The organism is Streptomyces sp. CB01635, assembly GCF_002803065.1.
Lineage (GTDB): Bacteria > Actinomycetota > Actinomycetes > Streptomycetales > Streptomycetaceae > Streptomyces.
Window position 1 is genome coordinate 320,884 of the sequence record NZ_NNBL01000003.1, and the last position, 11,933, is coordinate 332,816.

At 71.3% G+C, this 11,933-nt stretch carries 10 protein-coding genes; 8 read left to right on the plus strand and 2 right to left on the minus strand.

Translation table 11 applies throughout. The features are described from left to right. Positions 1-109 precede the first annotated feature (109 nt). A complete protein-coding gene (locus CG723_RS09660) occupies positions 110-1,555 on the plus strand; it encodes a glyceraldehyde-3-phosphate dehydrogenase (RefSeq protein WP_100592862.1) in 1,446 nt (481 codons plus the stop codon). A gap of 75 nt (positions 1,556-1,630) precedes the next feature. On the opposite strand, the gene CG723_RS09665 is transcribed toward CG723_RS09660, so the two are convergent. Then, positions 1,631-2,989: an aminopeptidase P family protein gene (locus CG723_RS09665; RefSeq protein ID WP_100593782.1), complete on the minus strand. Its 1,359-nt coding sequence runs from the start codon at positions 2,987-2,989 to the stop codon at positions 1,631-1,633. 236 nt (positions 2,990-3,225) lie between these two features. On the opposite strand from CG723_RS09665, the gene CG723_RS09670 reads away from it, so the two are divergent. From CG723_RS09670 to CG723_RS09700, 7 genes are all read left to right on the plus strand, one after another. Next, on the plus strand, positions 3,226-4,392 hold the full coding sequence (locus CG723_RS09670) for an NAD(P)/FAD-dependent oxidoreductase (RefSeq protein WP_100592863.1): 1,167 nt from the start codon (positions 3,226-3,228) through the stop codon (positions 4,390-4,392). Continuing rightward, entirely contained in the window at positions 4,389-4,721 is a 333-nt protein-coding gene (locus CG723_RS09675; protein ID WP_100592864.1) for a (2Fe-2S)-binding protein, read from the plus strand. Before CG723_RS09670 ends, CG723_RS09675 begins: the two co-directional genes overlap by 4 nt. Next, positions 4,718-6,142, plus strand: coding sequence for an FAD-dependent oxidoreductase (locus CG723_RS09680; protein WP_100592865.1), 1,425 nt, complete (start codon positions 4,718-4,720; stop codon positions 6,140-6,142). The genes CG723_RS09675 and CG723_RS09680 overlap by 4 nt, the downstream gene beginning before the upstream one ends. A gap of 104 nt (positions 6,143-6,246) precedes the next feature. Next, a complete protein-coding gene (locus CG723_RS09685; RefSeq protein WP_100592866.1) occupies positions 6,247-7,143 on the plus strand; it encodes a dihydrodipicolinate synthase family protein in 897 nt (298 codons plus the stop codon). A gap of 59 nt (positions 7,144-7,202) precedes the next feature. Beyond that, positions 7,203-8,204, plus strand: a complete 1,002-nt coding sequence (locus tag CG723_RS09690; protein ID WP_100592867.1) for a proline racemase family protein — start codon at positions 7,203-7,205, stop codon at positions 8,202-8,204. A 119-nt stretch (positions 8,205-8,323) separates the two neighbouring features. After that, positions 8,324-9,007, plus strand: coding sequence for a GntR family transcriptional regulator (locus CG723_RS09695; protein WP_100592868.1), 684 nt, complete (start codon positions 8,324-8,326; stop codon positions 9,005-9,007). A 141-nt stretch (positions 9,008-9,148) separates the two neighbouring features. Continuing rightward, positions 9,149-9,832: a DUF6629 family protein gene (locus CG723_RS09700; RefSeq protein ID WP_100592869.1), complete on the plus strand. Its 684-nt coding sequence runs from the start codon at positions 9,149-9,151 to the stop codon at positions 9,830-9,832. On the opposite strand, the gene CG723_RS47475 is transcribed toward CG723_RS09700, so the two are convergent. Next, entirely contained in the window at positions 9,774-11,816 is a 2,043-nt protein-coding gene (locus CG723_RS47475) for an acyl-CoA dehydrogenase (protein ID WP_234374229.1), read from the minus strand. The genes CG723_RS09700 and CG723_RS47475 overlap by 59 nt on opposite strands. Positions 11,817-11,933: the final 117 nt, after the last annotated feature.

The window sequence follows — 11,933 nt, forward strand, 5'->3', positions numbered from 1 at the left end:
AGGCGTTCGCTGGGCGGCAGCGTCTGAACGATCAACCGGGGGACCGTTTGAACGATCAAAATGGGGGCGGGTTAGCATATGAGCGCCGCCTAGCTCGAAAGATAAACCTGTGACTGTCAAAGACGACTCGTTCACCAACTGGAAGAACCGCGAGGAGATCGCGGAGTCGATGATCCCGATCATCGGGAAGATGCACAGGGAGCGGGACGTCACCGTCCTGCTCCACAGCCGCTCCTTGGTGAACAAGTCGGTGGTGAGCATCCTCAAGACCCACCGGTTCGCCCGCCAGATCGCCGGCGAGGAACTGTCGGTCACCGAGACGATGCCGTTCCTGCAGGCACTGGCCGCGCTCGACCTCGGCCCGTCGCAGATCGACATCGGCCTGCTCGCCGAGGCGCACCGGGCCGACGACCGGGGTCTCTCGGTCGAGGAGTTCACCGCCGAGGCCGTGTCCGGCGCCACGGGTGAGAACAAGATCGAGCGCCGCCAGGCGCGTGACGTGGTCCTCTACGGCTTCGGCCGCATCGGCCGCCTCGTCGCCCGCCTGCTCATCGAGAAGGCCGGCTCCGGCAACGGTCTGCGCCTGCGCGCCATCGTCGTCCGCGGGGGTGGCGACCAGGATCTCGTCAAGCGTGCCTCGCTGCTGCGCCGCGACTCCATCCACGGCCAGTTCAACGGCACGATCACGGTCGACGAGGCGAACAGCACGATCGTCGCCAACGGCAACGAGATCAAGGTGATCTACGCCAACGACCCGTCCGAGGTCGACTACACGGCGTACGGCATCAACGACGCCATCCTGATCGACAACACCGGCAAGTGGCGTGACCGCGAGGGGCTTTCGAAGCACCTCCGCCCCGGCGTCGAGAAGGTCGTCCTGACCGCTCCCGGCAAGGGCGACGTCCCGAACATCGTGCACGGCGTCAACCACGACATGATCAAGCCGGACGAGCAGATCCTGTCCTGCGCGTCCTGCACCACCAACGCGATCGTCCCGCCGCTGAAGGCGATGGACGACGAGTACGGGGTGCTGCGCGGCCACGTGGAGACCGTCCACTCGTTCACCAACGACCAGAACCTGCTGGACAATTACCACAAGGCCGACCGCCGCGGCCGCTCCGCGCCGCTCAACATGGTCATCACCGAGACCGGCGCCGCCTCCGCCGTCGCCAAGGCGCTGCCCGACCTCAAGGCTCCGATCACCGGCAGCTCGATCCGCGTGCCGGTGCCGGACGTCTCGATCGCGATCCTCAGCCTGCGCCTCGGCCGTGAGACCACCCGCGAGGAAGTCCTCGACTACCTCCGCGACGTCTCGCTGAACTCGCCGCTCAAGCGCCAGATCGACTTCACCACCGCCCCCGACGCGGTCTCCATGGACTTCGTCGGCTCGCGCCACGCCTCCATCGTGGACGCCGGTGCCACCAAGGTCGACGGCGACAACGCGATCCTCTACCTCTGGTACGACAACGAGTTCGGCTACTCGTGCCAGGTCATTCGCGTCGTCCAGCACGTCTCCGGGGTGGAGTACCCGACCTACCCGGTCCCGACGGCGTAAGCCTTGACAGCCCGAGGGGGCCCGGCCGTTGCAACGGCCGGGCCCCCTCGGGCTGTTGTCACAGCAGCGGGACCCCTACCGGTCGCCCGCAAGCGTGCGCATCCACGCCTCGACCTCGTCCGCCGACCGCGGCAGGCCCGCCGACAGGTTCTCCGTGCCGTCGGCCGTGACCAGGATGTCGTCCTCGATCCGCACGCCGATGCCGCGGTACTCCTGCGGCACCGACAGGTCGTCCGGCTGGAAGTACAGGCCGGGCTCGACCGTCAGCACCATGCCGGGCTCCAGCGGACCGCCCACATACGACTCCGTGCGCGCGGCCGCGCAGTCGTGGACGTCCAGGCCGAGCATGTGGCCCGTGCCGGCCATGGTGAAGCGCCGCTGGAGACCGAGCTCGAAGACGCGCTCCGGGTCGCCCTCCAGCAGGCCCCACTCGACGAGCTTGCCCGCCATGTAGCGCTGCGCCGCGTCGTGGAAGTCGCGGTAGGCCGCACCCGGCTTCACGGCGGCGATGCCCGCCTCCTGGGCCTCGTACACCGCGTCGTAGATCTTGCGCTGGAGCGGCGTGAACGTGCCGCTGATCGGGAGCGTGCGCGTCACGTCCGCGGTGTACAGCGTGTGGGTCTCCACGCCCGCGTCGAGCAGCAGGAGTTCGCCGGGGCGCACCGGGCCGTCGTTCTGCTCCCAGTGCATGATCGTGGCGTGCTCGCCGGCCGCGCAGATCGAGCCGTAGCCGACGGCATTGCCCTCCAGGCGGGCGCGGCGGAAGAAGGTGCCCTCGATCCAGCGCTCCGAGGTCGCGATCGCCGTCGCCAGCTCGCGTACGACATCGGTGAATCCGCGCACCGTGGAGTCGACGGCCTTGCGCAACTCGCCGATCTCCCACTCGTCCTTGACCAGGCGCAGCTCGGACAGCGCCTCCTCAAGTCCGGCGTCGCGCTCCGCAGCCGTCGTCACGGCGGCCTCGAGTGCCGGGTCGTGGCCGCGGACGATGCAGGTCGGCGCCCCGGGCGCGGCCGACAGCTCGGCGGCGGCGTCGCGAACGTCGCGACAGGGCAGGCCGAGGACCAGTTCGGACTCCGCGAGGCTGCGGCGCCGGCCCATCCACAGCTCGGACGTCATGCCGGTCCAGAACTCGTCGGTGTCACGGCTGTCGCGGGGGAGCAGATAGAGGTGGACGTCGTGCCCGCCGCCCTCGAGTGGCTCGAACACGATGGCACTGTCCCGCGCCTGATCTCCCGTCAGGTGCACATAGGCCGAGTACGGGCGGAAGGGGTAATGGCTGTCGTTCGAGCGGATCTTGAGCTTGCCGGACGGGATCACCAGCCGCTCGCCCGGGAAGCGCGCGGACAGGGCGGCGCGGCGACCGGCGGCGTACGGCGCCTGCTCGTCCGGGCGCAGATCGCGCCGCTCGGTGTCGGCCCAGCCCGTCCGCATCAGGGCGGAGAGCTCGTCGGAGAGGCCCGCGTAGAGGCCGTTCTTGCGTCCCGTGGGCCGGGGTTGGACCTCGGGCTGCGTCGTGGGCTGTGACGTCGCCTGAGTCGTGGGCTGTGGCCTGGGCTCGGAGGAGGACACGGTGCACCCTTCTGCTGTGTTCCGTAGGGGTTTCGGCTGAGCTGCCTGTCAGCCTAGTGACCCTTGGCGCGCTTGGGAACATGTGACATAGTACTGGCGTGACTACGCGTCTGACCTGCGATGTTGTGGTGGTCGGCGCCGGAATGGTGGGCGCTGCCTGCGCCCTCTATGCGGCGCGGGCGGGGCATTCCGTCGCCCTGGTGGACCGGGGCCCCGTGGCCGGAGGCACCACCGGCGCGGGCGAGGGGAACCTGCTCGTCTCCGACAAGGAACCGGGCCCCGAGCTCGAACTCGCCCTGCTTTCCGCCCGGTTGTGGTCCGAACTCACCGCCGAGCCGGGCGTGGCCGAGGCCGTCGAGTTCGAGGCCAAGGGCGGAGTCGTCGTGGCGTCGTCCGGCGAAGGCCTGGCGGCACTGGAGAAGTTCGCCGTGCAGCAGCGCGACGCCGGTGTCGACGCGCGCGCCGTCACGGCCGACGAGCTCTACGTTCTCGAACCGGAACTCGCCCCAGGAATGCCGGGCGGCGTCCACTACCCGCAGGACGCCCAGGTGATGCCCACGCTGGCCGCCGCGCACCTCGTACGCCTTGCGCGCGCGGCGGGAGCGCGACTGCTGACCGGCGCGCCCGTCACCGCGGTGCTCCGGTCGGCGGACGGTTCCGTACGAGGCGTCCGTACCGGCCGGGGCGAGATCCACGCCCCCGCCGTGGTGAACGCGGCAGGTACCTGGGGCGGCGAGTTGGCCGCCCTCGCCGGGGTCCGGCTGCCGGTGCTGCCGCGGCGCGGTTTCGTCCTCGTCACCGAGCCGCTGCCGCGCCTGGTCCGGCACAAGGTGTACGCCGCCGACTACGTGGCCGACGTCGCGAGCGACTCGGCTGCCCTGCAGACGTCGCCGGTCGTCGAGGGCACCGCGGCCGGTCCCGTGCTGATCGGCGCGAGCCGCGAACGCGTCGGCTTCGACAGCACGTTCTCGCTGCCGGTCGTGCGGTCGCTGGCGGCGGGGGCGGCACGGCTGTTCCCCTTCCTGGAGAGCGTCCGAGTGATGCGGTCCTACCTGGGTTTCCGCCCGTACATGCCGGATCATCTGCCGGCGATCGGGCCGGACGCGCGCGTGCCCGGCCTCTTCCACGCCTGCGGGCACGAGGGCGCCGGCATCGGACTCGCCACGGGCACAGGGCACTTGATCGCCGGAGCGCTCGGTGGCGGAGGGCCGGATCCCGCGCTCGCGCCGTTCCGCCCGGACCGGTTCCCCGAGGAGGCGTCTTGACCGGCAAGCGCACACCACTGGATCTCGTCAGGGCCGAACCCGGACCCGCTCACACCGCCACGTTCGACGGCGCGCGGATCGCTGTGCTGCCCGGGCAGACCGTAGCCGCGGTGCTGTGGTCGGCGGGCGTCACTGCCTGGCGCACCACGCGCGGCACGGGCGAGCCGCGGGGAGTCTTCTGCGGCATCGGCGTCTGCTTCGACTGCCTCGTGACCGTCAACGGCCGCCCCAACCAACGGGCTTGCCTCGTACGGGCAGAGCCCGGCGACGACATCCGCACGCAGCGCGGCACCGGGCACGACGACGCGGCGGAGGGGGAGGGGTCATGAAGCGTGGCGCACATGAGGGCTCGGCGCGCACGCTCGCCGTGATCGGCGCCGGGCCCGCCGGGCTGGCCGCCGCACTCGCCGCGGCCGTCCGAGGGAGCCGCGTGACGCTGATCGACGCGGGCGCGCAGGCCGGCGGCCAGTTCTACCGCCAGCCCGCCGAGGAACTGGGCGCCCGCCGCCCGCAGGCGCTCCACCACCAGTGGCGGACCTGGGAGCGGCTGCGGGACGGCCTGGCCGCACAGATCGCGACGGGCCGCATCACTCACCTGACGGATCATCATGTGTGGTGCGTGGAACGGCTCGACGAGACATCCGGCTTCCTCGTCCACACGCTGCACGGTCCGGCCCAGGAGGAGCCGTCCGTGGTGCGTGCGGACGCCGTCATCCTGGCGACCGGCGCCTACGAGAAGGTGCTGCCTTTCCCGGGCTGGACCCTGCCGGGTGTGATCACCGCGGGCGGCGCGCAGGCCATGCTCAAGGGCGGACTCGTGCTCCAGGGGCGTACGGCCGTCGTGGCGGGCACCGGGCCCCTGCTGCTGCCGGTCGCCGCCGGACTGGCTGCGGCCGGTGCCGAGGTCGCCGCGCTGGTCGAGTCCGCCGGGGCGAAGAGCGTGGCCCGGCACGCGCGTACGCTGTCCGCCCACCCGGACAAGCTCGTCGAAGGGGCCGGGTACGTCGCCGAACTGATGCGCCGCCGGGTGCGGTTGAAGGCCAGGCACACCGTCGTGGAAGCGCATGGTGACGGCACGCTCGAAGCCGTCACCATCGCCGCGCTCGACCGCGAGGGGCGGGTGGCGCCGGGCTCCGAGCGGGTCGTCCGCTGCGACACCCTCGCCGTCGGCCACGGCCTGCTGCCGCACACCGACCTTGCCGAGACGCTCGGCTGCCGTCTCGAAGGCCCGGCCGTGGCCGTGGACGACGAGCAGCGCACCGACATCCACGGAGTGTGGGCCGCGGGCGAGGCCACCGGCGTGGGCGGCGCCGCCCTCTCGCTCGCCGAGGGCCATATCGCGGGGTGCTCCGCCGCGGCACGGCTCGCGGGGCGTGAACCCGACCCGCGGGCGTGGGAGGCCGCCGCCAAGTCCCGTGCGAGGAGCAGGGAGTTCATCGCCTCCCTCGACGCTGTCTTCGCGCCGCGTGCGCACTGGGCCGAGCAGGTCACCGACGACACCCTCGTGTGCCGCTGCGAGGAGGTGCCGGCCTCCGCGATCCGTGAGGCGGTCGGTGAGCTCGGGGCCACGGACGCGCGCACCGTGAAACTGCTGACCCGGGCCGGTATGGGCTGGTGCCAGGGCCGCGTGTGCGGACCGGCCGTCGCCGGTCTTGCGGGATGTGAACTGCGGCCGACCAAAAGGCCGTTCGCCCGCCCCGTGCCGCTCGGAGTGCTCGCTCGGGCGGGGGAGGACCTGCCCGACGAGTGACCCGGACAGCCCTCCAGCAACAGCCGTTTCCATCAGATCGTCCACATCAGACCGTAGCCATAAGTGCAATGTCACACGCCACAGGCACAGAGGAGACACAGCCCATGACCACGTCCGAGCGCAGCCCCTGGCACGGCGTCCTCGTCGCCACGCCGCTCCCGCTGAACGACGACCTCTCCGTCAACTACGCCGAATTCGCCGAGCATTGTGCCTGGCTCGTCGAGAACGGCTGCGACGGAGTCGTGCCCAACGGCTCGCTCGGCGAGTACCAGGTGCTCACGCCGGAGGAGCGTGCCAAGGTCGTCGAGACGGCCGTCGCCGCGATCGGCGGGCAGCGCGTGATGCCCGGCGTCGCCGCCTACGGCTCCGCCGAGGCCGGCCGCTGGGCCGAGCAGGCCAAGGACGCCGGCTGCGCCTCCGTGATGCTGCTCCCGCCCAACGCCTACCGCGCCGACGAGCGTTCCGTCCTCGCCCACTACGAGGCGGTCGCCGCGGTGGGCCTCCCCGTCGTCGCGTACAACAACCCCATCGACACCAAGGTCGACCTGGTGCCGGAACTGCTCGCGAAGCTGCACCGTGAGGGGTTCGTCCGCGGGGTCAAGGAGTTCTCGGGAGACGTGCGGCGGGCGTACCGCATCGCCGAACTCGCCCCGGAACTCGACCTGTTGGTCGGCGCGGACGACGTCCTGCTCGAACTGGCGCTGGCCGGTGCCAAGGGCTGGATCGCCGGGTACCCGAACATGCTGCCCGCCGCGTCCGTCCAGCTGTACCGTGCCGCAGTGTCGGGCGACCTCGCCACCGCGACCTCCCTCTACCGGCAGCTCCACCCGCTCCTTCGGTGGGACTCGCGGCCGGAGTTCGTCCAGGCCATCAAGCTGTCCATGGACATGATCGGCCGCCATGGAGGCCCCTGCCGCCCGCCGCGCATGCCGCTTCTGCCGGACCAGGAGAAGGCGGTGCGCGCCGCCACCGAACAGGCGGTCGCCGCCGGTCTCGTCTGAACCACGCGACCGCACTCGCATACGTCCACCGCATCCACTTCCAGGGAGCAGCTTCCGACATGCGCAGCAAACTCGTCCTGCACGCGGTCGACTCGCACACCGAGGGCATGCCGACACGGGTGATCACCGGCGGCATCGGTACCGTCCCCGGCGCCACGATGAACGAGCGCCGCCTGTACTTCCGTGAGCACCGCGACGACATCAAGCAGCTCCTGATGAACGAGCCGCGCGGGCACGCCGCGATGAGCGGAGCGATCCTCCAGCCGCCGACCAGGCCCGACTGCGACTACGGCGTCATCTACATCGAGGTCTCCGGCTACCTCCCGATGTGCGGGCACGGCACGATCGGCGTCGCCACCGTCCTCGTGGAGACGGGCATGGTCGAGGTCGTCGAACCGATCACCACCATCCGCCTGGACACGCCCGCAGGGCTCGTCGTCGCCGAGGTCGCCGTGGAGAACGGTGCGGCGAAGTCCGTCACCCTGCGGAACGTGCCGTCGTTCTCCGTCGGCCTCGACCGCGCGATCACACTCGCCGACGGACGCACGGTCACGTACGACCTGGCCTACGGCGGCAACTTCTACGCGATCCTGCCGCTCGACCGGTTCGGCCTGCCCTTCGAGCGCGAACGCAAGGACGACATCCTCGCGGCGGGTCTCGCGCTGATGGACGCGATCAACGCGAAGGACGAGCCCGTACACCCCGAGGACCCGTCCATCCGCGGCTGCCATCACGTCCATCTGTACGCTCCCGGGGCGACCGCCCGGTACTCCCGGCACGCGATGGCGATCCACCCCGGCTGGTTCGACCGCTCACCCTGCGGCACGGGAACGAGCGCGCGCATGGCCCAGCTGTACGCGCGTGGCGAACTGCCGCTGCACACGGAGTTCGTGAACGAGTCGTTCATCGGCACCCAGTTCACCGGACGGCTGCTCGACACCACCGACGTGGCCGGGACCCCGGCGGTGCTGCCCAGCTTCACCGGCCGCGCGTGGGTGACCGGGACGGCTCAGTACCTGCTCGATCCGGACGACCCCTTTCCGGCGGGATTTGTGCTGTAGCGCCAGTCCCGTAACAGCCACGTGTCCGGCAACACCTCTCCCGTAGCACCCGCCCCGCGGCACTCCACCCGCCACGGGATACTTGTGGAACGTGACATGTCACCTAGGAGGACCACCCCATGGCCGACCGGCGCAGCGCCCCGTCCGCCGCTCCCGCCCTGCCCAGCCTCGGCGGGACGCGCAGCAGCTACCGCGAGCGGGTCGCCGACGCACTGCGCGCCGCGCTGATCGCCGGTGAGCTGCGGGCGGGCGAGGTGTATTCGGCGCCGACCCTCGCCGTCCGCTTCGGGGTGTCCGCGACACCGGTGCGCGAGGCCATGCTCGACCTCGCGAAAGAGGGCCTCGTCGACGCGGTGCCGAACAAGGGCTTCCGGGTCACGGCCGTCTCCGAGAAGCAGCTCGACGAGTACAAGCACATCCGCTCACTGATCGAGATCCCGACCACGGCGGAACTCGCCACCACCGCCGACCTCGCGGCACTGGAGGCGCTGCGCCCGGTTGCGCGGGAGATCGTCGACGCGGCGGTGGCCGGCGACCTCATCGCGTACGTCGAGGCGGACATCCGCTTCCACCTGGGGCTGCTCGCCCTCTCCGGCAACGAGCACCTGGTCGAGGTGGTCGGCGACCTGCGCAAGCGTTCCCGGCTCTACGGGCTGAACGCGCTGGTCGAGGCGGGCCGTCTGGAGGCGTCGGCCGAGGAGCATCTGGAGATCCTCGACGCCCTGGTCGCCCGTGACGAGGAGGCGGTGCGCGCCGTGATGACCCGCCACCTCGGGCACGTGCGAGGGCTCTGGGCGCAGTAGCCCACCGCCGGGCTGATCGACCGCGTGACCCGCCGCTCCCGTGTCGGCGCGGCGGGCTGCGGCCCGCGGCGTCGTAGCGTGGCCGCACTGCGGACGGCGACGGGCGTCGGCGCGCACGACCCGGAACCGTGGTGATGTGGCATGTGCTGGAGCGCTACGGCCGATCTCGTGGCGGGCACCGCGATCGCCGCCGTGGGAGCCGTATGCGTCGCACGGACGTTCCGCGCGCGACGGCCCCGCGACCTGCCGCTCGCGGCGCTGCCGCTGCTCCTCGGCGCCCATCAGATCGTCGAGTCCGTCCTGTGGCGGTCCGGTGGCGGGACGGGTCCCGTCACCCTCGCCTGGGCGGTGATCGCCCTCCCGGTCCTGGCCCTGTGGGTGCCCGCCGGGGTGGTGTGCGCGGCGCCCCGGCGCGCCCGCGGGCGGCTGCTGATCCCGCTCGCGGCCGGGGCCGTGACCGCGGCGGGACTCGCGTACGCACTGGCGGCCCGCACCGTGACCGCCGAGATCCGCGGGCACACCGTCGGGTACGCCCTCGGCCTGCCACACGCCGGGCTCCTGGTCGCCGGGTACCTCCTGGCCACGGTCGGCTCCCTGCTCCTGTCCGCCGACCGCGGCCTCGTACTGCTCGGTGTGCTGGTCGCGGCCGGCGCGGCGGTGTGTATCGCGCTGTGGCGGTGGGAGTTCATCTCGACGTGGTGCGCGTTCGCGGCCGTCTGCTCCGTCGCCCTGCTCCGGTGGACGGGCCGCAGCGCCGGTCAGCCGGTCAGAACGCGTCCTCCGCGAGATCGACAGCCGTCCGGTCCAGGGACTCCAGAAGTCTGAACTGAGCATCCGTCTTGGGCAGTTCATGCCGGTAGAAGTAACGGCACGCGCCGCGCTTGCCCTCGTGGACGGCCTCCGTGCCGGACGCCGCGGCCAGCAGCTGCTCCAGCCATATCCAGGCGACGACGACGTGCCCGACGGCTTCGAGGTAGACGCTCGCGTTGGCCAGGGCGGTCTCCGGGTCGCCGGTCGACCACAGGCGCTGGGTCACGGCGACCGCACGGAGTGCGGCGGCGTCGAGCCGGGCGCCGTACTCGGCAGCTTCCGAGCCCGCTTCGGCTGCGCGGGCGGCCGTCGCGGTGACGCGCTCCACGAGGAGGCGGAGCCCGGCCCCGCCGTCCATGACGACCTTGCGGCCGAGCAGGTCGAGACCGTGGATGCCGTGCGTGCCCTCGTGGATGGGGTTGAGGCGGTTGTCGCGGTAGAACTGCTCGACGTCGTACTCGCGTGTGTAGCCGTAGCCCCCGTGGACCTGGATCGCGAGGCTGTTGGCCTCCAGGCACCACTGCGAGGGCCAGCTCTTCGCGATCGGGGTGAGCACGTCGAGCAGCAGCCGGGCCTGCGCGCGGGCCTCGGGTGTGGCGCCGGTGTGCTGCTCGTCGAGCAGACGGCCGCAGTACAGGGTGAGCGCCAACGCCCCCTCCACGTACGCCTTCTGGGCCAGGAGCATCCTGCGGACGTCGGCGTGCGCGAGGATCGGGACCTGCGGCGCGGCCGGGTCCTTGCCCGCGAGAGGGCGGCCCTNGACGCGGAGTTGGGCCACCGCCTCGTCGCCATCGAGCAGGGCATCGAGCAGCAGCCGGGCCTGCGCGCGGGCCTCGGGTGTGGCGCCGGTGTGCTGCTCGTCGAGCAGACGGCCGCAGTACAGGGTGAGCGCCAACGCCCCCTCCACGTACGCCTTCTGGGCCAGGAGCATCCTGCGGACGTCGGCGTGCGCGAGGATCGGGACCTGCGGCGCGGCCGGGTCCTTGCCCGCGAGAGGGCGGCCCTGCGGGCGCGTGCGGGCGTAGTCGAGAGCATGCAGATAGCCGGTGTACCCGAGGGCGGTGGCGCCCAGGCCGACGCCGATCCGGGCCTCGTTCATCATGTGGAACATGTAGGAGAGCCCGCGGTTCTCCTCACCGACGAGATACCCGACGGCGCCCGGCGCGCCGCCCGGCCGGTGGGCGCCCTCACCGAAGTTGAGGAGGGTGTTCGTCGTGCCCCGGTAACCCATCTTGTGGTTGAGGCCGGCAAGGACCACGTCGTTGCGTTCACCTAGCGAACCGTCGCCGTGTACAAGGACCTTGGGGACGATGAACAGGGACAGGCCCTTCACGCCGGCCGGCCCGTCGGGGTTCCTGGCGAGCACGAGGTGCACGATGTTCTCCGACAGCTCGTGCTCGCCACCGGAGATCCACATCTTGTTCCCGAAGAGGCGGTACGTCCCGTCCTCCTGTCGCTCGGCCCGCGTACGCACATCGGCGAGCGACGATCCCGCCTGCGGCTCCGAGAGACACATCGTGCCCAGGAAGCGGCCCTCCACCATGGGGCGTACGAAGGTGTCGATCTGCTCCTTCGAGCCGTGCGCGAGGACGAGGTTGGCATTGCCGATCGTGAGGAACGGGTACGCGGCCGTGCCGACGTTCGCGGCCTGGAACCAGGCGAAGCACGCGTCGGCGACCACCGACGGCAGCTGCCCGCCGCCCACCTCGTGGTCCATGGTGCTCGCGATGAGCCCCGACTCCCCGAAGACCCGGAGCGCCTCCTTCACCTCGGGGATGATGTGCACCCGCTCCCCGTCGAAGGTGGGCTCCTGCGCGTCGTTCTTCTTGTTGTGCGGGGCGAAGTGCCGTGTCGCGATCTGCTCGCTCAGCTCGAGCGCCGCGTCGAAGGTCTCGCGGGAGTGGTCCGCGTACCGCTCCCGGGACGTGAGCGCGCAGACGTCGAGCCATTCGTACAGCAGGAACTCGAGATCGCGGCGGGACAGCAGCAGGGATGCCATGCGTTTACTCCAGGCGCACTGGTGGTGACGGGCGGTACGGAACCAGGGGGCCGACGGGCCCCGCCCGTACAGCGTACTAAGCAGTCGCTTATTTCGGTCAGTAAGTGACGGGGGTAA

Excerpts from the sequence above, each read along its gene's own strand:
- CG723_RS09665 (WP_100593782.1), bottom strand. The coding sequence starts at position 2,989 with ATGCGGACGGGCTGGGCCGACACCGAGCGGCGCGATCTGCGCCCGGAC.
- CG723_RS09680 (WP_100592865.1), top strand. The coding sequence starts at position 4,718 with ATGAAGCGTGGCGCACATGAGGGCTCGGCGCGCACGCTCGCCGTGATC.
- CG723_RS09685 (WP_100592866.1), top strand. The coding sequence starts at position 6,247 with ATGACCACGTCCGAGCGCAGCCCCTGGCACGGCGTCCTCGTCGCCACG.
- CG723_RS09690 (WP_100592867.1), top strand. The coding sequence starts at position 7,203 with ATGCGCAGCAAACTCGTCCTGCACGCGGTCGACTCGCACACCGAGGGC.
- CG723_RS09695 (WP_100592868.1), top strand. The coding sequence starts at position 8,324 with ATGGCCGACCGGCGCAGCGCCCCGTCCGCCGCTCCCGCCCTGCCCAGC.
- CG723_RS09700 (WP_100592869.1), top strand. The coding sequence starts at position 9,149 with ATGTGCTGGAGCGCTACGGCCGATCTCGTGGCGGGCACCGCGATCGCC.